Source organism: Paraburkholderia sp. SARCC-3016, assembly GCF_031119615.1.
In the GTDB taxonomy this organism is placed as follows: domain Bacteria; phylum Pseudomonadota; class Gammaproteobacteria; order Burkholderiales; family Burkholderiaceae; genus Paraburkholderia.
This window is the reverse complement of record NZ_JAVHZD010000009.1, coordinates 144058-164943: the sequence shown is the minus strand read 5'-3', so window position 1 is coordinate 164943 and position 20886 is coordinate 144058. Positions and strand designations below refer to the sequence as shown.

General features: G+C 63.8%; 19 protein-coding genes and 1 riboswitch. Of the genes, 9 read left to right on the top strand and 10 right to left on the bottom strand.

Features of this window, described 5'->3' with window-relative positions; translation table 11 throughout:
• Positions 1-4: 4 nt before the first annotated feature.
• A complete protein-coding gene (gene arfB / locus QYH69_RS11555; protein WP_308831990.1) occupies positions 5-412 on the bottom strand; it encodes an alternative ribosome rescue aminoacyl-tRNA hydrolase ArfB in 408 nt (135 codons plus the stop codon).
• 149 nt (positions 413-561) lie between these two features.
• On the opposite strand from arfB, the gene QYH69_RS11550 reads away from it, so the two are divergent.
• Positions 562-3123 carry an FUSC family protein gene (locus tag QYH69_RS11550; RefSeq protein ID WP_308831989.1) on the top strand — a complete coding sequence of 854 codons (2562 nt, stop codon included), beginning with the start codon at positions 562-564 and terminating at the stop codon, positions 3121-3123.
• Positions 3124-3167: 44 nt separating this feature from the next.
• On the opposite strand, the gene QYH69_RS11545 is transcribed toward QYH69_RS11550, so the two are convergent.
• The 3 genes from QYH69_RS11545 to QYH69_RS11535 are packed head-to-tail and all read right to left on the bottom strand — an operon-like array spanning position 3168 to position 4025.
• Entirely contained in the window at positions 3168-3386 is a 219-nt protein-coding gene (locus QYH69_RS11545) for a hypothetical protein (RefSeq protein WP_308831988.1), read from the bottom strand.
• A complete protein-coding gene (locus QYH69_RS11540; RefSeq protein WP_308831987.1) occupies positions 3383-3556 on the bottom strand; it encodes a hypothetical protein in 174 nt (57 codons plus the stop codon). The genes QYH69_RS11545 and QYH69_RS11540 overlap by 4 nt, the downstream gene beginning before the upstream one ends.
• Positions 3549-4025 carry an Lrp/AsnC family transcriptional regulator gene (locus QYH69_RS11535; RefSeq protein WP_308831986.1) on the bottom strand — a complete coding sequence of 159 codons (477 nt, stop codon included), beginning with the start codon at positions 4023-4025 and terminating at the stop codon, positions 3549-3551. Before QYH69_RS11535 ends, QYH69_RS11540 begins: the two co-directional genes overlap by 8 nt.
• 153 nt (positions 4026-4178) lie before the next feature.
• On the opposite strand from QYH69_RS11535, the gene QYH69_RS11530 reads away from it, so the two are divergent.
• On the top strand, positions 4179-4859 hold the full coding sequence (locus tag QYH69_RS11530; RefSeq protein WP_308831985.1) for a cysteine dioxygenase family protein: 681 nt from the start codon (positions 4179-4181) through the stop codon (positions 4857-4859).
• A 6-nt stretch (positions 4860-4865) separates the two neighbouring features.
• Here QYH69_RS11530 and QYH69_RS11525 read toward each other — a convergent pair whose 3' ends face one another.
• The 3 genes from QYH69_RS11525 to QYH69_RS11515 form a co-directional block, all read right to left on the bottom strand.
• A complete protein-coding gene (locus QYH69_RS11525; protein ID WP_308831984.1) occupies positions 4866-7502 on the bottom strand; it encodes a mechanosensitive ion channel family protein in 2637 nt (878 codons plus the stop codon).
• A gap of 267 nt (positions 7503-7769) precedes the next feature.
• A complete protein-coding gene (locus tag QYH69_RS11520; protein WP_308831983.1) occupies positions 7770-8204 on the bottom strand; it encodes a hypothetical protein in 435 nt (144 codons plus the stop codon).
• Positions 8205-8251: 47 nt separating this feature from the next.
• Positions 8252-8749: a GNAT family N-acetyltransferase gene (locus QYH69_RS11515; protein ID WP_308831982.1), complete on the bottom strand. Its 498-nt coding sequence runs from the start codon at positions 8747-8749 to the stop codon at positions 8252-8254.
• 95 nt (positions 8750-8844) lie between these two features.
• Here QYH69_RS11515 and QYH69_RS11510 point away from each other — a divergent pair, with 95 nt between their 5' ends.
• Complete coding sequence (locus QYH69_RS11510; protein WP_308831981.1) at positions 8845-9426, top strand: DJ-1/PfpI family protein; 582 nt, start codon at positions 8845-8847, stop codon at positions 9424-9426.
• 174 nt (positions 9427-9600) lie between these two features.
• On the top strand, positions 9601-9927 hold the full coding sequence (locus QYH69_RS11505; RefSeq protein WP_308832033.1) for a hypothetical protein: 327 nt from the start codon (positions 9601-9603) through the stop codon (positions 9925-9927).
• On the opposite strand, the gene QYH69_RS11500 is transcribed toward QYH69_RS11505, so the two are convergent.
• Positions 9914-11587, bottom strand: a complete 1674-nt coding sequence (locus QYH69_RS11500; protein ID WP_308831980.1) for an ATP-binding protein — start codon at positions 11585-11587, stop codon at positions 9914-9916. The two genes, QYH69_RS11505 and QYH69_RS11500, sit on opposite strands and share 14 nt — an antisense overlap.
• 360 nt (positions 11588-11947) lie before the next feature.
• Here QYH69_RS11500 and QYH69_RS11495 point away from each other — a divergent pair, with 360 nt between their 5' ends.
• Both QYH69_RS11495 and crcB read left to right on the top strand, forming a co-directional pair.
• Complete coding sequence (locus QYH69_RS11495) at positions 11948-13150, top strand: ammonium transporter (protein ID WP_308831979.1); 1203 nt, start codon at positions 11948-11950, stop codon at positions 13148-13150.
• Between the two features lie 59 nt (positions 13151-13209).
• Positions 13210-13271: riboswitch (Fluoride riboswitch) on the top strand.
• A 154-nt stretch (positions 13272-13425) separates the two neighbouring features.
• Positions 13426-13806 (top strand): fluoride efflux transporter CrcB, encoded by a 381-nt coding sequence (gene crcB, locus QYH69_RS11490; RefSeq protein ID WP_308831978.1) that lies wholly within the window; start codon positions 13426-13428, stop codon positions 13804-13806.
• A gap of 145 nt (positions 13807-13951) precedes the next feature.
• Here the strand turns inward: crcB and QYH69_RS11485 are convergent, their stop codons facing one another.
• The gene (locus tag QYH69_RS11485) at positions 13952-15181 is read right to left on the bottom strand and encodes a diguanylate cyclase domain-containing protein (protein WP_308831977.1); all 1230 of its coding nucleotides are present in this window, start codon (positions 15179-15181) and stop codon (positions 13952-13954) included.
• A 232-nt stretch (positions 15182-15413) separates the two neighbouring features.
• Here QYH69_RS11485 and QYH69_RS11480 point away from each other — a divergent pair, with 232 nt between their 5' ends.
• On the top strand, positions 15414-15968 hold the full coding sequence (locus QYH69_RS11480) for an RNA polymerase sigma factor (protein ID WP_308831976.1): 555 nt from the start codon (positions 15414-15416) through the stop codon (positions 15966-15968).
• Here QYH69_RS11480 and QYH69_RS11475 read toward each other — a convergent pair.
• Positions 15961-16206, bottom strand: a complete 246-nt coding sequence (locus QYH69_RS11475) for a hypothetical protein (RefSeq protein ID WP_308831975.1) — start codon at positions 16204-16206, stop codon at positions 15961-15963. The two genes, QYH69_RS11480 and QYH69_RS11475, sit on opposite strands and share 8 nt — an antisense overlap.
• Before the next feature lie 214 nt (positions 16207-16420).
• On the opposite strand from QYH69_RS11475, the gene QYH69_RS11470 reads away from it, so the two are divergent.
• Positions 16421-17605, top strand: coding sequence for an efflux RND transporter periplasmic adaptor subunit (locus QYH69_RS11470; RefSeq protein WP_308831974.1), 1185 nt, complete (start codon positions 16421-16423; stop codon positions 17603-17605).
• Positions 17606-17697: 92 nt separating this feature from the next.
• Entirely contained in the window at positions 17698-20883 is a 3186-nt protein-coding gene (locus QYH69_RS11465) for a multidrug efflux RND transporter permease subunit (protein WP_308831973.1), read from the top strand.
• Positions 20884-20886: the final 3 nt, after the last annotated feature.

Below are 20886 nucleotides of genomic sequence, written 5' to 3'. Positions count from 1 at the left end.
TCGATCATTCATCGCTGATTCTGCGCCGTGCCGATTTGACATCGCCACGGCGTGACTTGCTCTCGAGCCGGCGCTGCTGCGACGCGCGTGTCGGTCGCGTGGCGACACGCGCCTTACGGTTCGCGCTGACGCTCGCAATCAATTCGTCGAGCCGCGCGAGCGCCGCGGCGCGGTTCATTTCCTGCGTGCGGTATTCCTGCGCCTTGATGACGACCACGCCGTCGCGCGTAATCCGGTTATCGGACAGCGCGAGCAGGCGCATCTTCAGCACCTCGGGCAAAGACGAAGCGCGCACGTCGAAGCGCAGATGAATCGCGCTCGACACCTTGTTGACGTTCTGGCCACCCGCGCCTTGCGCGCGCACCGCCGTCAACTCGATCTCACCGGGCGGAATGTCGTAACGATAGGTCATGATCGGCCACAGCATAGCAAACACATCGCGACCGCTGAAACCTGGCCGAACGGACGAGGTCAGAACGCAGACAAAATCAGTTAGACTCGCCTGCAGTTTTTGCCACGCTTCATCCCAACGTTTACTACGCAAGCGGCCCGGTCAATTCGATGCGCTATTCGGTCGAGATCAAGAAATTTCTATACAGCCAGTATTTTTACGGCGGCCTGCGCATCGCGGTCGGTGTGTCTTTGCCGGCCGTGTTGTGTTTGACGGTATTTCACGATCGCGAGCTCGGATTCACGATCGCGACCGGCGCGCTCGGCGCATGTGCGGTCGATATGCCGGGCCCGCTCAAGTACAAGCACAACGAAATGCTCGCGTGCAGCGTCATCGGCTTTCTGTCGGCGCTCGCAACGGGCCTCGCCACCGTCAACGCACTCGCGCTATGGTGCACCGTCGTGCCGCTCACGTTCGTGCTGTCGCTGATCGTCGTGTACGGCAACCGCTGGCCGCAGATCAGCTTCGCCACGCTGTTCATGATGACGATGACGCTCGAAGAGCATTTCACGCCGCTGCAGGCGCTCATCAATGCATCGTGGATCCTGCTCGGCGGCCTCTGGTACACCTACTGGTCGACGCTCGTGAGCCGCTGGATGGTGCATCGGATCGAACAGCAGGCGCTGGCCGAAAGCGTGTTCGCATGCGCGGACTATCTGCTCGCGCGCGCCGACTTCTACGATCTCGACAACGACGTCGACGAGTGCTACCGCAATCTCGTCGCGAAGCAGATCGCGGCGGTCGAGCGCCAGGATGCCGCGCGCGACATCGTGCTGCGCAACCTGTCGAAATTAAAAAGCGGCCATCTCGAACCGGCGCGCGTCACGCTCTTCAACCTGTTCATCAACACTGTCGATCTGCATGAACTCTTTGTCGGCGCGCATACCGACTATCCGCTTGTGCGCACGACCTTCGGCGGCTCGGACGTGCTCGTTTTCTACCGCGATCTGATTCGCAAGGCGGCGGCCGATCTCGAGGATATCGGCCTCGCCGTACTGCAGGACCGCCCGCCGCGCGGGCGCATCAATATGAAAGCGGAACTGCGTGCGATCGAATTCGAGCTCGATCAATTGCGCAAACATGGCCTGCCGGCCAAAAACCCGGAAGCCTATGCGGCAGTGTCCGCCTCGTTCAGACGCCTGTGGAGCGCGACGCGGCTCATCGACAGGATGCGTCGCAGTCTCGCGAACGAAACGTCATCGACCGAAACCGAACTCAGAATCGACCAGGCGCTCGCCCGATTCGTCTCGAGCCGGCGCGTGCCCTTTCGGCAGATATTCTCGAACCTCACGATGGCATCGCCGAGCTTTCGCCACGCGCTGCGCGTGACGATCGCCGTCGCGGTCGGCTTCTGGCTCGGGCGGCTACTGCCGCTCACCAACGCATACTGGATCGTGATGACGGTCATCATCATCCTCAAGCCCGGCTATTCGCTAACCAAGCAGCGCAACGGGCAGCGTATCGTCGGAACAGCGATCGGCTGCGCGGCGAGTATCGCGCTGATGATGTTCGTGAAGGAGCCGCATATCTTGCTCATCGTGATGTTCGCATCGATGGTGATGAGCTACAGCCTGCTGCTCTTCAACTATGCAGCGAGTGTCGTGTTTACGTCTTCGTACGTGCTGCTGATGTTCCATCTGCTCGCACCGGGCAGCATGCGAATCATCGGCGAGCGGGCGATCGACACCGTCGTCGGCTGCGCGATCGCCATCGCTGCGAGCCACCTGTTCCCGTACTGGGAATACCGGCTGATGGGCAAGCTCGTCAACAGCATGATCGCGGCGACGCGCCAGTATCTCGAGGCAAGTTGGTGGTGGAGCGGCAAACCCGCGCTCGCAGTCGCGCCGGCCGTGGTAACCGAAGCCGGTGCGCGCGCACCGGGCGCCGCTGTCGCGCGTCAGGACGCTCGCGTCGAGGTCGCCGTCGGCGCCGCGGCGCGGACGGCCAGCGGCAGCGAGCCGCACGCCGCACTGGACGCGAACCGTGTCGAACCGCAGAACCAGATCGACCGGAAGGACGAACTGACCGCGACACTCGCGGCCGCGACCGCCAATGCCATTCCCGCGGACGATGCGCCGCCGCCCGCTCCCACGTCTGCCCCGGGTTCAGCCTCGGCGTCCGCTTCGAACGCGCGCGGCGCAGCGCCTGCATCGGGCGCCTCCGCCGCGGCCAGCGCGCTCGATCGCGACTATCGCTACCGTCTTGCGCGCAAGAACGTGCATGTCGCCTTCGCCAACCTCGGCCAGGCATTCCAGCGCATGATGCTCGAGCCGAAGTCCGCGCAGAAGTTCGTGCCCGAGTTGAACAACCTGCTCGTACGCAGCCATGTGCTGGCGTCGGAAATCTCGGCCGCGGCGCCGCTGTTGCGCACCATCATCCAGGTCGACCGGAAGTCTCAGCAGCCGCTGCAGCGCGCGTTGAGCGTCGTGCGGGAAAATCTCGAACAGGCGGAAGCAGGCAACGCGCCGCCCACCGATCAGACCGACGTCGTCAGGCAGTTGACGCGCGAACTCGACTCGATGGTGATCGAAGCGGAAAAGGCGCCCGACAGTGCGGGCAAGGCCGAAGCGGTCAGTGAACTGAAACTGCTCGCGCACCAGTGCAAGCAGATGCTCGCGGCATCGTTTCTGATCCGCAAGGATGCGAGCGTGATCCGCCTGCCGGAGAATTGATTCGAAACCTGCTTACGCGCAACTCGATCGGGAGTGCTGCTGCGTCACTGTGCCGCACTACCCGAAGCCGCCGTCGCGGCGGAAGCGCCCGCTTCGGCCGCACTCGAGGCAGCATTCGATGTCGCATCGGGTGGGTTCTCGCGCTCGAACTCACGCTTCTCGGTGATCGCGTTGTACAGCACGGTCGCTATCACCAGTCCCACCACGACGACGATCAGCACGGCAACACGGGTGGTCGGGTTCTTCTTGCGCGGTTCGTTCATCTAATGCCCTGCGTGCGGTTGATCGACAAAGCGGGCATTCTACGCCGCCGCGCCTTGCGGGTGCCTTGCAGCGCGGGCGCGAATTCAGCCAACCGGATGCAGCCAGCTGGATGCGCCAGCGCCGACATCGACACCGCCTTAAAGCACTCGTTGAACGCGGCATCAACCATTCGACGCCGTAACCTGCGGTCTCACCGGCAATGCCGTCGAATACTTGATCTGCTCCATCGCAAAACTCGAACTCACGTCATATAGCGGCACCGATCGGATCAGTTGCTTGTACACGCGGTCGTAGTCGTCGATATCGGAGACGACCACACGCAGCAGATAGTCGGTTTCGCCGCTCATGCGGTACACCTCGACTACTTCGGGAATCTCCCGCACCGTACGCGTGAACGTCTGCGCCCATTCCTCGGTGTGCTGATTCGTGCGCACCGCGACGAATACCGTCGTCCCGACACCAAGCTTGCGCGGATCGCACAGCGCGACCTGCGCGCGAATCACGCCCGCTTCCTTGAGCCGTTGCACGCGCTTCCAGCACGGCGTCTGCGACAGGTTCACGCGCTGCGCCAGTTCGGCGATCGGCATGGTCGCGTCCTCCTGCAGCAACTCGAGCAGTTTTCTATCAATGATATCCATGGGTTAGCGCTGGTTTTAATTTTGGCTTACAGATAGAAAAATCTTCTACCCGACGACGATCCGGGGAAATTATATGAAAACTCTTTCTCCGCGCAAACCGGTATAAATGTGGCTGTCCGATCACATCAGAACCAGCAGTCACCGGAGCCTCCCATGAGCCACTCAAACCAGCCGCTCAACGTCGATCGTCATGGCAAGCAGGCCGCGCGTCACACCGCCGCGGCGACCCGATTGGCGCTGCCCGGCGACACCGTTGCGCGCCCCGCGAACGCCATCGAAAGGCTGCGCGCGGTGCTTGATGCCGCACTCGATCTGTGTCGCGACACAGTCGACCTGGCGCGCGATGCCCGCTTCGCACGCGCGGTGCGCACAGCGCTCGTCGAAGCCGCCGCTGAGCCGCATCTGCTGACGTCCGCGCAACGCGAAGGCGCGGCGGAAAAGTATCAACGCCATCTGCTCGCCGCAGATCCGCTCGGCCGCTACGCGATCGCCTCTCTGGTGTGGATGCCGGGTCAGATGAGCCCCGTGCATGCGCACCACACGTGGTGCGGCTACGTCGTGCTCGAAGGCACGCTCAGCGAAGCACTCTATGACTGGAACGAAGAAGAAGATTACGCCATACCGGTTCGCACGCAGGCGCGCGACCGCGGCGCGGTCTCGTACGCGCGCGCGGGCCGCAGCGCTATCCATCGGCTCGGCAACGCGAGCGACGCGCCCGCGATCTCCGTGCATGTATATGGCGTGCCCGAAGCCGAGTTCGCGACTCGGGTGAATGACGTGGTTCGCTCCGTGGCGCACACGCCAGAACGCGTGCAGCCTGCAATGCGTGCCTGAGCTTTTCTAACTCTTCCCCGCTTCGCCCGCCGTCGGAATCTGCGGCGGCACCGATGCAGTCTGTCCCGTCGAGGGCGGCGCCGGACGCGGCTCGTGCGATACGTCGCGCGCCGGCGCAGTGGCCAACGCCGCACTGGCCTGGCCCGCGCCCGTTGCAGCGAATGCCGGCGTCATGTCGGCAACGCCTGGCGCATTCGCACGCGATGCGCGCGGCGCTGGGCCGCCATCGGTCTCGTGCGCCGCACGCAGCGCTTCATGATCGGCCTCGTCGACGACGGCGGCGTCGCGCGGCGACGTCGCAGCGTTATCGAAGAACGGTTCGCCCTGCTGATCCTGGGCACCGGTGAAAATGCGCATCTGCGGCACCGGAATCTCGATACCCGCCTGATCCATCATGCGCTTGAGCCGCAGATTGAACGCGCGCGCGACGCTCCATTGCTGCAGCGGCCGCGTCTTGATCTGTCCTTTGACGACCATCCAGTTCGGATCGAACCGGTCGAGTCCCCACACTTCGACCGGCCCGAGCATCTCGCGCCGATAGCGGAAGTCGGCCATCAGGTCGGCGCCGACCGCGCGGATCAACTGCGTCACCTCATCGACGTCGGCCGAAAACGGCACGCGCACTTCGAACACCGCATACGCAAAGTCGCGCGAGAGGTTTTTCACGATCTTGATCTGCGAGAACGGAATCGCGTGGATCGCGCCCTGCCCGTCACGCAGCCGCACGGTGCGGATCGACAGGTACTCGACCGTGCCCGCATGCCCGCCGTCGACGTCGATCCAGTCGCCGACCGAAATCGTGTCTTCGAGGATGATGAAAAGCCCCGTGATCAGATCCGCGACCAGCGACTGCGCGCCGAAGCCGATCGCGAGACCGATCACGCCCGCACCGGCAAGCAGCGGCGTCACGTTGATGCCGAGATTGGCCGCGGTGACGATGCCGGCAACCGTCAGGATCAGCACGAACAGCACGTTACGCAACAGTGGCAACATCGTGCGTGCGCGCATACTCGGGTTGTGCGACTTGTTGCGCGGATTGGCCGGATTGAGGGCCTCGAGAATCGCGGTGTCGACGAGAATCCACACGAGCCACGACAGGAACAGCGTGGCGACGATCGCCGTCATTGCATGGGCGATGCCGCGCGCGGTCACGCTTTCCTCGATGACGCGCGCGAGCGAGATATCCCACAGCCGCGCCGCGAGCTCGAAGTACGCAAGCCAGATCACCAGCATCAGCAGCGTGCCCGCGAAACGCGTGAGCCGCGTCACATACGGCGAACGCCGGCGACGGCGCGCGCTTTGCGGCCGCGTGATACGGATGACGATGGCCGACAGGAAAAACGCGAGCACGAGCAGCAGCGCCGTGATCACCGAAATCTGCAGCACGTTTTCGCCGCTGCCCATACCGCCGATCGTCGCGACCACCGAGGCGATCGCGAGCACGAGCATCGGCAGATGCCATAGCGAACCGAGCACGTCGAATGCATCGGTCGCAACCTTGTGGCCATGGCGTTGCTCGTACGAGCGGTTGCAGATCAGATGCGCGACCGGCCGGCGAAACGCGAGCGCGAAGTACGCGGTCAACGCGGCGGCCGTCATGTTCGACACGGTTGAGATCAATGCGGCGAGATTGGTGCCAAGCTGATGCGCAACCTCGTAGTTCGTGGCCGCGTCGCCGAGCGCGCTGCAGATACCGATCGCAAACAGCATCCGGCGTGCATGTTCGATCAGCAACTGCACGGCCGCGCGCCGATGTCCCGAGCCGAACAGCGAAAACATGATCAGGCAGATCGCGGAAAACACGGCGCCCGCGACGATCGCGTAGGCGATCACCATCGCCAGCGTGCGGCCCAGCGCATCGGGCATCGAGCGCGCGAACATCAAGGCGGCGACGAACGCCACGATCCACGGACCGACACGGCGCAATGCGAAGATCAGCAGTTCGCGCGTCGTCGGATTCGCGTTGAGCCTGACGACGATGCCATAGCGCGCATGCAGCTTGCGCTGCACGTAGATCAGCGCGGCCGCGCATGCGCCCCAACCCGCGAGCATCGCAAACATATCGAGCAGAATGCGGCCGAATTTTTCGCGGCCCTGGCTCGACACGATGGTGTAGAGCTCGTTGCCCGCCGCATTCAAACGTCCCGACCAGTAGCTGATCGGCGTACGCCCGCGATTGACGTCCGCCTCGACCGACGCGATACCCGAAGCGATGGCGCCGAGCAGACCCGGGCCGGGCTGCGCAGGCGCGACCGGCCCAACGGTTTGCGTCGCATCGCGCAGTTTCTTCAGTTGTGCGACGAGTGCGGTGCGCTGACGATCGTTGTCGAGCGTGGTGATGACGCTGTCGAGCGAATGATTGAGTTCGGCCTGGCTCGCGGGCGACGGCGCGGATGCGGCCGTGGCAGCCGACGCCGCGGACGCGGGCGCCGCAGTTGCGCTATTGATGAGGCTTTGCAGCGCGGGCAGCACAGGACCGCCTGCTGCATGCGCGGCACGCGGCATCAGCAGCAGACAGGCGAGCGCACAGCAGAACGAAAAGATCGCAAGCGCGGAAACGGCGCCAGACAATGCAGGCTGCGCCGGATGCCCGCCGGCATTCGGCGCCGCTCGACATTCGCGTCGCGGCGGACATGACTTCATGACGGTCGGATGAGCTAAACGGCAGACGGCCAAGTTTAGCCGCAGTTGCGCCCGACAAGCCGCCAACGGGCACAAGGATGCGTAACGGAATGTTAGAACGCTTGCGCAGATGCGCGATACGCGTTCTGCACTGCAGCATCTACAGACAAATCGAAAAGCGCCGCCAGTACGAACCGTGAACAATGCGGCATTTCTGTTCTAATGCTTTGGCACTGCACGTGGCGTCGGCACCAAAGATGTCCTGGCGCTTCGGCATTTCACGCAACGCTATTTATCCATCTGCTTTTGCGCATCGCTCGTATCGCCCGACGATGCCGCAGCCGCGTTGCTGCCCGCATTCTCGTTCGACCATTGCTGCAGTTTGCGCCCCGCGGTTTCCAGCCCCACGCCCGCGGTGCTCGCTGCTTTCGCGAGTGCCGCATTGGTTGCGCTTGCCGCATCATGCAGATTGGCTTGCGCAGTCGACGCAAGCTGGCTCGGGTCGATTTTGATGGTTGCAGCCGGATTCGATGCATCGGAGGCCGCCGTGGCGACGTTTCCCTGCAGCGCCGCACGCGCCGCGTCGGTTTGCTGGCCGACATAGCTCGCCGCCTGATCGAGTTTCTGCCCCGCCTGCTGCGCGACGTTGTTCAGCGTGCTGTTGCCCGTCTGGCCAGCCGACGCGTCGTTTTTCTGGCATGCGGCAAGACCTGCGAGCAGCATGGCGGCGAATACGGTACAGCGAGCGAGCGGATGTCGTGAGAACGGGATCATTGAGGAATGTGAGCCGCGACAAGCGGCTTCTGCATGCGAAAACGCTTCAATGATACGCCGTTGCGATCGAGGTCTTCCTCCGCGAGCACGTGAAACCCCGCGCGTTCGAAGCTGCGCTTCGCGCTCGCGCTTGCATGGGCGGTCAGCACGGGCGTGCCCGCCGCGCGCGCCACCGCCTCGAAACGCGCGAGCAGCGTCCATGCGATGCCCTGCCCTGCGAACGCAGGCGCCGTGTAAAGCATCGATACATGGTTTGCCGGATGCAATTGTCCGAACGCCGCGATCGTATCGCTCGATACGGCGACGAGCGTCAGGCCCTGCGCAAGACGTGCACCGAACACATCGAGATCGTCGGCCGATGCCGCCCACGCGGCGCGGCCCGCTTCATCGTAATGCGACGCGGCAAGCTGCATCACCGCGTCGCGAAACAGGTCGGCAAGCACGGGCGTGTCACCGGCTCGCAAAGTACGCCATTCAATATGATTGATTGCCATTGCTTCACCATTCGCGTTTCTGTCGCGCCTGCGTCGAGTTCGATGGAGTAGACTCGTCAGCGACCAACGTGTTCCATCCTCAACGGAGGCATTCGATGGCGGCAAAAAACATTCTCTTTCTGACCGGCGATTTCGCCGAAGATTATGAAACGATGGTGCCCTTTCAGGCACTTCGGGCAGTCGGCCATCGCGTCGATGCGGTGTGTCCCGGCAAACGCGCGGGCGAACGCGTGAAGACCGCGATTCACGACTTCGAAGGCGATCAGACTTACAGCGAGAAGCCGGGCCATCAGTTCACGCTGAATGCCACGTTCGACGAAATCGAACTCGCGAACTATGACGCACTGGCAATCGCCGGCGGGCGTGCACCCGAATACTTGCGACTCAATCGGAAGGTGCTCGACGTCGTGCGCCATTTCGCGTCGAATGGCAAGCCGATCGCGGCGATCTGTCATGCGGCACAGCTGCTTGCCGCCGCCGACGTGATTCGCGGCAAGCGTATTTCCGCGTATCCCGCCTGCGCGCCCGAGGTCGCACTGGCCGGCGGCGAATATGCCGACATCGCGATCGACGCCGCGCATACCGATGGTCAGTTCGTTACCGCGCCCGCATGGCCCGCACATCCGGAATGGCTGCGCCAGTTTCTCGTCGTGCTCGGGACACGCATCGAACTCTGAGCGCCATGCGGAACGCACCGCAGAAGCGTGCGGTGCGAGCGCGGAATCAAGCGCGGAATCAAGCGCACGCCAGTGTGCGGCAATTGCGCGCAACCGCGCGCGATTGAGACTAATCCGATGGTCTGAAGGCAAAGGCATCTCTACAGTCGGCGGCTGACTTTTGAGAGCCTCGTGATGGACCTGACCAACTGGATCGTCATTCTCGCCGTCGCATGGACTGCGGTTGCGTGTGTTTGCCTGCGGCCCCGCGCGGACTGGTCGATTGAGAATCGCGCGCGGCGCCGTGCCGGGACGCGCCTCATTGCGCAAGCGGTGCTGGCGGCGTGGAGCGCGGCGCTGATCGTCGTCCACGGTCTTGCGCTAGCGTGCGCGCACCGCGCCAGCAGTGCGGCGCCGCTTGCATGGCTGATCTTTGCCGCGGCACTGTGCGCGTGCGGCTCCTACTGGCTGATCCGCGGTCTCAAGCTTCTCAGGACACGCCGCCTCTTTACCTCGTGCTGAGCGGCCAGATCGCAAAGCCGAGGTCTTGCGTCGCACCCGCCTCCTCGGTGGTTACTTCGTCTTCCTGCGGCAAACGCGAAGCGGAATCGGGCAGCGACAGATAGAACGTCGTGCCCACCCCCTCCATCGATTCGGCCCATACACGCCCGCCGTGCCGCTCGACGACGCGGCGCACCATCGCGAGGCCGATGCCTTCGCCGGTGGCGATATCGCCGTGCAAGCGCTGAAACGCATTGAAAAGACGCGGCAGCGCGACCTCCGGAATACCGAGCCCGTTGTCCTTCACATAGAAAATGCGTAACGACTGGACGCCCGGGGGAGCCGGCGCGGTGCCGATCTCGACGATGCCGTCGCGCTCCGGATGCAGATAGTTGACCGCATTGCCGATCAGATTCGCGAACACCTGTTCGAGCGCGGTCGCATCGCCCCAGACGCGCGGCAGCGTATGCACGACGACGCGTGCGCGCCGCGCGCGAATCGATACCTGCATCGCGTCGATGACCCGCTGCACGATGTCGCGCACATCGACCTGCTGCCGCCGGTACTCGACGCGCCCGACGCGCGACAGCCGGAGCAACGCATCGATGATGTGCGACGCGCGCAGCACCGCGGTTTGCAGAAAATGCAGCGCTTCGCTGATATCGCCATCGATGAGCTGCTCGATATGCTCGCGCTGCGCGTCCGGCAACGACGACTGACGCACCGCCTTGCGCAGGTCGTCGCAGGCATGCAGCAATTCCTTCGAAAAGCCTTGCAAATTCACGAGCGGCGCGCGCAGATCGTGCGACACGCTATAGATGAACGTCTCGTTTTCCTGGGTCTGCTGGCGCAGCGTTTCATTCGTGCGCGCAAGCTCGCCCGCGCGCCGCGCGAGATCGAACTGGAAGCGCGCCTGCAACCGTTCCGCTTCGAGCAGACGCCGGCTCGTTTCATGGAGCGTGCGATCGAGGCGCGCGATCTCGTCGCTGCCGGTATCGAGCGGCGCAAGCGGCTCGTTGCTCGCAAGCCGGATCGCGTTATCGGACAGCAGATCGAGCCGGCCGCCTACGCCGCGCGTAAACAGCCAGCAAGCGGTCGCCACGAACGCGAGCGAGCCGAGCACGGCCGCGACGATCAGCACCTGCTGACGGGCGCGCGCCGCGGCGGCCACGCTCGTGCGCAACGCATCGAGCCGCCGTTCTTCGGTTTGAAAGGCGGTGACCTGCAGGCGGAAATTATCGACGGCGTCGGCGTTCGCCAGATCGCGAAAGCGCTCTATCACATCGCGCCGCCGGCCGGCGCGCATCAGGTCCTGCACACGGCTCGACCATTGACGGTATGCCTGCACCGACTGGCGCATCTGCACCGCGCGCTCGACCTGCACCGGGTCGTTCGAGACGGTCTCGGCGAGCCGGTCGATGCGCCGGTCGATCTCGACCCACAGCGCGTCCGGCGTGCCGGCCTCGCGCGCGCCGGCAACCACCGCGCCGCGCAAGCGCAGCGAATCGAGCAGCACCGGTTCGAGAATCGCGGTGGTCTGGTGCAACACGTCTTCGCTGTGCAGACTCCAGCGCTCCGCTTCGCGTGTGTCCGCCTGCGCCTTGACGATGCCGGACAGCAACGCCAGCTCGATGACGGCCGGAATCGCGATCAGCAACAGCCCTTTGGTGGTCAGTCTCATTGAAGCGCAGGCAAGATTCGAAGGCGTCGCCGGGCGGCGCACACGGGACGGACATTATGTCGTTGTTTGAGTGGCCTGACAAAAATCGCGCGATATCGTCATCGGATATGCGCAGTAATCGAACCGGAAGAATGCGCCCTCGAATAGCGCATCGCGACGCCCGATGTTTGGGCAATAGCACCGTTATAGTGCCTTCAGGCGATCTATCGCGGCGCACGACGCGCAGTGCCCTCGCCGTGATCGCGCGGACCCTCTCTGTTTCAGTGCGTACTTGCACCGATAATACGCATCTAGGAACCAGATTGGCCCATTTTTTGCGTTCAATGCGCGCTTTTTGCGCAACGACGATTTCAACGCCAAATGGAAAACCTCAAAACCGGCACCGACACGCTCTTTCTGCTGCTGGGTGCCGCGATGGTGCTCGCGATGCATGCGGGTTTCGCGTTTCTCGAACTCGGCACCGTCCGGAAGAAAAACCAGGTCAACGCGCTCGTGAAGATTCTCGTCGACTTCGCAGTCTCGACGATCGCGTATTTCTTCATTGGCTATACGATCGCGTATGGCGTTCAGTTCTTCGATGGCGCCCAGGTGCTCGCCGCGCATAACGGCTATGCGCTCGTGCGGTTCTTTTTCCTGCTGACGTTCGCGGCTGCGATTCCCGCGATCGTGTCGGGCGGCATCGCCGAGCGGTCGAAATTCAATCCGCAGCTGTTCGCGACTTTCGTGCTCGTCGGCTTCGTCTATCCGTTTTTCGAAGGCATCGCCTGGAATGGACGCTTCGGCATCCAGGACTGGCTCGCCGCCGTGTTCGGCGCGCCGTTTCACGACTTCGCCGGCTCGGTCGTCGTGCACGCGTTCGGCGGCTGGATCGCATTGCCCGCCGTCATGCTGCTTGGCGCTCGGCACGGCCGCTACCATCGCGACGGCCGCATTGCCGCGCATCCGCCGTCGAACATTCCGTTTCTCGCACTCGGCGCCTGGGTGCTAGCGGTCGGCTGGTTCGGCTTTAACGTCATGAGCGCGCAAACCATCGACAGGATCAGCGGCCTCGTCGCGGTCAACTCGCTGATGGCGATGGTCGGCGGCACGCTGACCGCGTGGATCGCGGGCCGCAACGATCCGGGCTTCACCTACAACGGACCGCTGGCGGGACTCGTCGCCGTCTGCGCGGGCTCCGACATCATGCATCCGCTCGGCGCGCTCGTGACCGGCGCGCTCGCCGGAGCGCTCTTCGTCTATATGTTCACCTGCGTGCAGAACCGCTGGCGCATCGACGACGTGCTCGGCGTGTGGCCGCTGCACGGCTTGTGTGGCGCATGGGGCGGCATTGCGGCGGGGATCTTCGGGCTGCGCGCATTGGGCGGCCTAGGCGGCGTGTCGTTCGCCGCGCAGCTGATCGGCACGCTCGGCGGAATCGCGATTGCGTCCGCGGGCGGCGCGATCGTGTACGGCGCGATTCGTGCGACGGTCGGCCTGCGTCTCGAACAGGAAGAAGAGTTCGACGGCGCGGACCTCACGATTCATCGCATTTCGTCGACGCCCGAACGCGAGACCGTCGTCTGATCGTGGCGGCGCCGCAGACCTGCCCATCGCGCCCCGTTTCGCGAACGACAGTGATAGACTTGCGCACCGGAGATGGCATTCTCCCTTAACCGCCCTTGTGGCTGATGATGCCTGCTTCGTCCGGCTGACCGCGGACGCGGTGTCATCACGCCCGCGGTTTATCGGCGGCTCAACTGCAAGCAAGCTGCAACCGGGTTGAAATCGGGCCGCGGTTGATCGCAGTGCACCGCCAGTCAGCCGGGTTCGTCGACGTTTCCGACTTTCCAGGCCTTTCCATGTATCTATCGATTCTTGCCGTCGGCATCGGCGGCGCGCTGGGTTCGCTGTTCCGCTGGTTTCTCGCGATCCGCCTCAATGGCGTGTTTCCCCCGCTGCCGATGGGCACATTGGCGGCCAACCTGATCGCCGGTTACATCATCGGCGTCGCCGTCGCGTTTTTCGTGCGCAACCCGAGTCTCGCCCCCGAATGGCGCCTCTTTATCATCACCGGACTGATGGGCGGCCTGTCGACGTTTTCGACGTTCTCGGCCGAAGTCACGCAGCGGCTGCAGGAAGGCCGATTCGGCTGGGCAGCGGCGGAAATCGCGATTCACGTGGGCGCGTCGGTGATCGCGACGATTGCCGGGCTCGCGACGATCGGGTTCGCGTCAAAGTGAGCGGACCCGCGACCGACGACGAACGGGATAGAACGCGTTGGAACGGGACAAGCGGGAAACAAGCGGGAAACAAGCGGGAAACAAGCGGGAAACAAGCGGCGAACACGCGGACGATAGGCTCAAAATCCGCGCCCGCAGCGCCGCCTCAACGCGGCAACGTCACCACATTGCCCCGCTGACGGCCTGGCCGCGCGCCGAAACGATAGGTCGATCGGCCGGCCTGCTTTGCCGTATACATCGCAGCATCGGCCACGTCGAGCAGTTGCTCGACGGTATCGACACGATCGGGCCACGTTGCGATGCCGACGCTCACGCCAAGCGGAAAGCGCCCGCCGTAGTCGCGCCGGCCGATCTCCCGCACGCGCTCGATAAGCCGTCCCGCCAGGTCGCGTAGCTGCGCGTCGTCGCCATACGCGGGCACGACCATCACGAATTCGTCGCCGCCGACGCGCGCAAGCATGTCCTGCGCGCGCGTCGCCGTGCGCAGCGCTTCGCCGAGCCGGCGCAGCAGCGAGTCGCCGGCGCTGTGGCCAAGCGCATCGTTGACACCTTTGAAACCGTCGATATCGAGGTACAGCAGCGCGAGCCGCTCCGCATCCGGCGCCTCCGCACGGCTTTGCGCCAGTTCGTCGAGCGCCGCGAGCAGCCTGCGGCGGTTTGGCAGGCCGGTCAGCGGATCGTGCGCGGCGGCACGATCGAGCGCCGCCGAATGCTCGCTCATCTTGCCGAACGCCCGTCTCTGCACGAACAGCGTATAGACCAGCAGACCGCAGATCAGCACGGCCAGCACCGCGAGCGCGAGCGCGCCGTACCACAGCCGGTCGTGCGCATCGCGCACCGCGGCGGCACGCCGCGCGCGCCAATCGCCGAACAGATCGCCGAGTTCGTTACGCAGCGTGGCCATGTAGCGCTCGCCTTCGTTCGTCTGCACGAGCGCGATCGCCGCGTCGCGATTGCCCGAATGCGCAAGTTCGACCGTGCGGGCCAGCTCGCTCACTTTCAGCGTCTTCGCATGCTCGATACGGCGCACGGTTTCGACGGATTTTTCGTCGTTCGTTACAACGCGTTGAAGGCGCAGGACCGTATCGTCGAGATCCTCGATGCCGCTGCGGTACGTCGCGAGGTAACGCTCGTCGCCGGTCAGCAGATACCCGCGCTGGCCCGTCTCGGCGTTTTCGAGGTCGTGCAGCACCCGGTTCGCCGTGCCGAGCACCGCAAACGCCTCCTCGTCGCGCAAACCGTCGTCGACGATCTTGCGCGCCTCGTAGATAAACAGCGCGGCAGCGACGATCAGGCCCACGGCCATCACCGCGTAAAGAGTGAGAAAGAGATTTCGATCGGAATGGGCGGAAAGTGCAAGACGCGGTGGCTGCAAAACGGCTCCCGGGCGACGACGGCACGGCCACATGATAGCGAAACCACGAGCCGCGGGCCAATGTGAAGGGAAGATTACCGCTGCGCCATGCAAAAGACCGTTCGCGTTACGCGATAGTCGACATCGTTGACAATGTTGACACGAATGTCAAAATAACTCGCCCGAACCGTATTCGGTGCGCGGTTCGCTCGACGGCACATGCGCCGTGAGCATCGATCAGGAATCACCGCCGATGACCGGCCCCGACTTAGCCTCCTTGCTCCCCGACCTGCTGCCGCGACTGTGGGCATTTGCATTACGGATCGCGGGTAACCGTCACGACGCCGAAGACCTCGTTCAGCACACCTGTGTGCGCGCGCTCGAACGGCAGCATCAGTTGCGAGTCGAGACGTCGCCGCTTAGCTGGGTCTTTGCGATCGCGCATTCGATCTGGCTCAACGAGGTACGCGCGCGCAGCATCCGGGGCCGCACGAATGTCGCATGGGACGACGCGCTGCTCGAAGTGGTCGCCGACCCGGATGCACGAACGCCCGAAACCGATGTAATGAACCGGCAGATCATCGAGGTGGTGGCGCGCTTGCCCGAAGCACAGCGCAACACGCTACTGCTCGTCGCAGTCGAAGGATTGACCTATCAGGAAGCGGCCGTGGCCCTCGATGTGCCGATCGGCACGGTGATGAGCCGGCTTGCGCGTGCCCGCCGCTCGATCGGCGCGCTGGCGGACGAACATGGTTTGCGCTCGCCTCCTCCATCGAACGCGCAGCAACCGGAAGACGAAGTCATGTAGCCACGCGCACGGCGCGGCGCGACACCTGAAGACGCCCGCTTATTCCGTGCAAAAGATTAAACATGAAGCCGTTTAGCACAATAGTTTCCTCCAGGCTCCAGCGTTTATCCGACAGCATGCTTGCAGCGACAATCACGGCGACTTCGTAAAGCCATGTCGCCGCCCTTTCAATCGCTGCGCGCATGGCCGAAGTCAATTCTCTGCGCGGTTGCAACTCATCGTTTTTTAAGAAATTCACCTGATCCAGTTCGGCATTAATCGGCCGCTCGGGTGTTATGTGCTTCGTGTGGACTGCGTGTGCGCGGCCTCTACACAGTCTTCTTGTCGCGGCGGACAACCCCGGTCGTGCGAATCAGTCAGGCAGCCATGCTTGCATGGCCGCGCCGCGCTCATTCGCCCATCGAATCCGCCTTCGCTTTAAAGCATCAACTTGATTCGGTCGGGATACCAATATGCTGAAAAACTCAAAACGCGTGGTCTGGGTGTTTGGCGCACTCATTGTGATCGGCGGGGCGGGCGCACTCGCCGCGTGGCGCAACGACGCAAGTCCCGTAAGTCAGGCCGCGGCGGCCGACCAGGCGGCACCGCCCGCGGTCGAAGTCGATGTCGCGACTGTGATTTCGCGTCCGATCGTCGACTATCAGGATTATTCCGGCCGGCTCGAAGCGATCGACGCCGTCGAAATCAAGCCGCTCGTGCCAGGCACGATCGTGGCGGTGCACTTCAGGGACGGCGCGCTCGTCAAGAAAGGCGACCCGCTCTTCACGATCGACCCGCGCCCGTATCAGGCCGAAGTCGATCGCGCGGCCGCGCAGCTTGCCATGGCGTTGGCGCGGGAGAAATATACCGACGCGGACGCCGCGCGCGCCGATCGGCTGCTGCCCGACAACGCGATCGCAAAGCGCGATTACGACGAAACGCAAAGCCGCGCGCGCGAAGCGATCGCCAACGTGAAAGCCGCGCAGGCCGCGCTCGAAGCCGCGAAGGTCAATCTCGACTACACGCAGATCAAAGCACCGGTCGCGGGCCGCATGTCGCGCGCGCTGCTGACGGTCGGCAACGTTGTCGCGCCGGGCGCGAACGCGCCGGTGCTGTCGACGCTCGTGTCGGTCTCGCCGATCTATGCGGCGTTCGACGTCGACGAACACACGTATCTCGCGTATCTGAATCGCGACGCCGGCCACCCGGTGCCCGTATCGATCGAACTGGCGAACGAAACGACGTATTCGCGCCAGGGCTCGATCTACTTCGTCGACAACCATCTCGACACGAGTTCCGGCACGATCCGCGTGCGCGCGCGCCTCGACAACGCCGACGGCTCGCTCGTGCCCGGCCTCTATGCGCGCGTGCAGGTCGGCGGCGGCCAGCGGCACCCGGCGATCCTGATCGACGATGCGGCGATCGGCACCGACCAGGCGAAGAAATTCGTGCTCGTCGTCGACAGCACGAATCACGTGCAGTACCGGGAAATCGTCCAGGGCGAACTGCACGAAGGTCTGCGCGTCGTGACGAGCGGCTTGAAAGCAGGCGACCGGATCGTCGTGAGCGGCATCCAGCGTGCGCGTCCCGGCGACCTCATCAAAGTCCACGACGTCGATATGGCGACGGCCGCGCGCGCGAGCGGCTCTGCCGCCTGAACGACATGAAGCAGCGATTGAAGCAACGATTTGAAGCGGCGATTTGAAGCAACGATTCGCAGCCATTCGAAGCAATACGACGGAAGTCCATCATGAACATATCCCGATTCTTCATCGACCGGCCGATCTTCGCGGGCGTGCTTTCGATGCTGATTCTGCTCGGCGGCATCATCTCACTCGTGAATCTGCCGACTGCCGAATACCCCGAAGTGATCCCGCCGTCGGTGGTCGTGAAGGCGCAATACCCGGGCGCGAACCCGAAGGTGATTGCGGAGACCGTCGCGTCGCCGATCGAGGAGCAGATCAACGGCGTCGAGAACATGCTGTACATGCAGTCGCAGGCCAATAGCGACGGCAACATGACGACCACCGTCACGTTCAAGCTCGGCATGGACCCGGACCTCGCGACGCAGCTCGTGCAGAACCGCGTCAATCAGGCGCTGCCGCGCCTGCCCGACGAAGTGCAGCGGCTCGGCGTCACGACCATCAAAAGCTCGCCGACGCTGACGATGGGTGTGAACCTGATCTCGCCGGACGGCCGCTATGACATGACCTATCTGCGCAATTACGCGCTGATCAACGTGAAAGACCGCCTGAGCCGGATTCCCGGTGTCGGCGAAGTGCAGCTGTGGGGCTCGGGCGACTACGCGATGCGTATCTGGCTCGATCCGCAGAAAATCGCCGAGCACGACATGACCGCGACCGACGTGATCAACGCGATCCGCGAGCAGAACATTCAGGTCGCAGCCGGTATTGTCGGCGGCGCGCCGTCGACCGCGCCGCTGCAGCTGAACGTGAACGCGCGCGGGCGCCTGACGACGGCCGACGAATTCCGCGAGATCGTGCTGAAGGCGGGGACCAACGGCGCGGTCACGCGCCTCGGCGATGTCGCGCGTGTCGATCTCGATGCGCAGGAGTACGGGCTGCGCGCGATGCTCGACAACAAGCAGGCTGTGATGATGATCATCAACCAGCAGCCTGGTGCGAACTCGCTCGCGATCGCCGAGAACGTCTACAAGACGATGAAGGAGCTCAAAGCCGACATGCCGGAAGGCGTCGACTACAAGATCGCGTACGACCCGACCGAATTCGTGCGCGACAGTATCAAGGCGGTGATCCACACGCTGATCGAGGCGATCGTGCTGGTGGTGATTGTCGTGATCGTGTTCCTGCAGACCTGGCGCGCCTCGATCATTCCGCTGCTGGCGGTGCCGGTGTCGATTATCGGCACGTTTTCGCTGATGCTCGCGTTCGGCTTCACGATCAACGCGCTTTCTCTGTTCGGCATGGTGCTCGCCATCGGTATCGTGGTCGACGATGCGATCGTCGTCGTCGAGAACGTCGAGCGCAATATCGGTAACGGGCTCAGCGCGCGCGAGGCCACTTACGAGGCGATGCGCGAGGTAAGCGGACCGATTATCGCGATCGCCTGTACGCTCGTCGCCGTGTTCGTGCCGCTCGCGTTCATGTCGGGCCTGACCGGCCAGTTCTACAAGCAGTTCGCGATGACCATCGCGATCTCGACCGTGATCTCGGCCTTCAACTCGCTGACGCTGTCGCCCGCCCTTTCGGCTCTGCTGCTGAAAGACCATCACGCGCCGAAGGACTGGCTCACGCGCGCCATGGACAAGGTGCTCGGGCGCTTTTTCCATCACTTCAACCGCGTCTTCAACCGCGGTTCCGAGAACTACGGCAAAGGCGTGAAAGGCGTGATCCGCCACCGCGGGCTGATGCTGTGCGTCTACGCGGTGCTGCTCGTATGCGCAGGGCTGATGGCGAAGATCGTCCCCGGCGGCTTCGTGCCTGCGCAGGACAAGGACTACGTGATCTGCTTCGCACAATTGCCCAACGGCGCGTCGATCGACCGCACGGAAGACGTGATCCGCCAGATGAGCGCGATCGCGCTGAAGCAGCCGGGCGTGCAGCACGCAGTCGCGTTCCCGGGCCTGTCGGTGAACGGTTTCACGAACTCGTCGAGCGCCGGCATCATGTTCGCGAAGCTTTATCCGTCCGCATCGCGCGGCAAGGGCGAATCGGGTAACGAAATCGCCGCGGCATTGAACCAGAAATACGCGGGCATCAAGGGCGCGTTTATCGCCGTGTTCCCGCCGCCGCCGGTGCTCGGTCTCGGTACGCTCGGCGGCTTCAAGATGCAGCTCGAAGACCGCGGCGCGCTTGGCTACGATGCGCTCAACAATGCAGTGCAGGCGTTCGTGAAGAAGGCCGCGCAAACGCCGGAACTGGGACCGACCTTCTCGAGCTATCAGATCAACGTGCCGCAGCTGAACGTCGATCTCGACCGTGTACGGGCCAAACAGCTCGGCGTGTCGATCACCGACGTATTCGACACGATGCAGATCTATCTCGGCTCGCTGTACATCAACGACTTCAACCGCTTCGGCCGCGTCTACCAGGTGCGCGCGCAGGCCGATGCGCCGTTCCGCTCGACGGCCGCCGACATCGGTCTTCTGAAGACGCGTAACGCCGCGGGCGAGATGGTGCCGCTGTCGTCGGTCGTGAAGGTGACGCCGACCTACGGGCCGGAGATGGTCGTGCGGTACAACGCGTACACCGCCGCGGACATCAACGGCGGACCCGCGCCCGGCTACTCGTCGAACCAGGCGCAGGCCGCCGCCGAACGGATCGCCGCGCAAGTGCTGCCGCGCGGCATCAAGTTCGAATGGACCGACCTCACCTATCAGCAGATTCTCGCCGGCGACTCGGCGCTATGGATCTTCCCGATCAGCGTGCTGCTCGTGTTCCTCGTGCTTGCCGCGCTGTACGAAAGCCTGACGCTGCCGCTCGCGGTGATTCTGATCGTGCCGATGAGCCTGCTGTCCGCGCTCCTCGGCGTGTGGCTCATGCGCAGCGACAACAACATCTTCACGCAGATCGGCCTGATGGTGCTGGTCGGGCTCTCGGCGAAGAACGCGATCCTGATCGTGGAATTCGCGCGCGAACTCGAAATGGGCGGACGTTCGATCATCGACGCGGCGATCGAAGCCTGCCGGCTGCGCCTGCGACCGATTCTGATGACGTCGATCGCCTTCATCATGGGTGTGGTGCCGCTTGTCATTTCGGTCGGCGCCGGCGCGGAAATGCGCCGCGCGATGGGTATCGCGGTGTTCTTCGGCATGCTCGGCGTGACCCTCTTCGGGCTCATGCTCACGCCCGTGTTCTACGTCGTGCTGCGCAAGCTGACCGGCGACGAGCATCTCGTCGACAAGCATGGCAACCATCCGCATGTGCAGGTCGGCGCATCGGTCTACGAAGAATAAGGG

Bases quoted from the DNA above. Each gene is read 5' to 3' on its own strand.
- arfB (WP_308831990.1), bottom strand. From the start codon at position 412: ATGACCTATCGTTACGACATTCCGCCCGGTGAGATCGAGTTGACGGCG.
- QYH69_RS11550 (WP_308831989.1), top strand. From the start codon at position 562: ATGCGCTATTCGGTCGAGATCAAGAAATTTCTATACAGCCAGTATTTT.
- QYH69_RS11545 (WP_308831988.1), bottom strand. From the start codon at position 3,386: ATGAACGAACCGCGCAAGAAGAACCCGACCACCCGTGTTGCCGTGCTG.
- QYH69_RS11540 (WP_308831987.1), bottom strand. From the start codon at position 3,556: ATGGTTGATGCCGCGTTCAACGAGTGCTTTAAGGCGGTGTCGATGTCG.
- QYH69_RS11535 (WP_308831986.1), bottom strand. From the start codon at position 4,025: ATGGATATCATTGATAGAAAACTGCTCGAGTTGCTGCAGGAGGACGCG.
- QYH69_RS11530 (WP_308831985.1), top strand. From the start codon at position 4,179: ATGAGCCACTCAAACCAGCCGCTCAACGTCGATCGTCATGGCAAGCAG.
- QYH69_RS11525 (WP_308831984.1), bottom strand. From the start codon at position 7,502: ATGAAGTCATGTCCGCCGCGACGCGAATGTCGAGCGGCGCCGAATGCC.
- QYH69_RS11520 (WP_308831983.1), bottom strand. From the start codon at position 8,204: ATGCTGCTCGCAGGTCTTGCCGCATGCCAGAAAAACGACGCGTCGGCT.
- QYH69_RS11515 (WP_308831982.1), bottom strand. From the start codon at position 8,749: ATGGCAATCAATCATATTGAATGGCGTACTTTGCGAGCCGGTGACACG.
- QYH69_RS11510 (WP_308831981.1), top strand. From the start codon at position 8,845: ATGGCGGCAAAAAACATTCTCTTTCTGACCGGCGATTTCGCCGAAGAT.
- QYH69_RS11505 (WP_308832033.1), top strand. From the start codon at position 9,601: ATGGACCTGACCAACTGGATCGTCATTCTCGCCGTCGCATGGACTGCG.
- QYH69_RS11500 (WP_308831980.1), bottom strand. From the start codon at position 11,587: ATGAGACTGACCACCAAAGGGCTGTTGCTGATCGCGATTCCGGCCGTC.
- QYH69_RS11495 (WP_308831979.1), top strand. From the start codon at position 11,948: ATGGAAAACCTCAAAACCGGCACCGACACGCTCTTTCTGCTGCTGGGT.
- crcB (WP_308831978.1), top strand. From the start codon at position 13,426: ATGTATCTATCGATTCTTGCCGTCGGCATCGGCGGCGCGCTGGGTTCG.
- QYH69_RS11480 (WP_308831976.1), top strand. From the start codon at position 15,414: ATGACCGGCCCCGACTTAGCCTCCTTGCTCCCCGACCTGCTGCCGCGA.
- QYH69_RS11470 (WP_308831974.1), top strand. From the start codon at position 16,421: ATGCTGAAAAACTCAAAACGCGTGGTCTGGGTGTTTGGCGCACTCATT.
- QYH69_RS11465 (WP_308831973.1), top strand. From the start codon at position 17,698: ATGAACATATCCCGATTCTTCATCGACCGGCCGATCTTCGCGGGCGTG.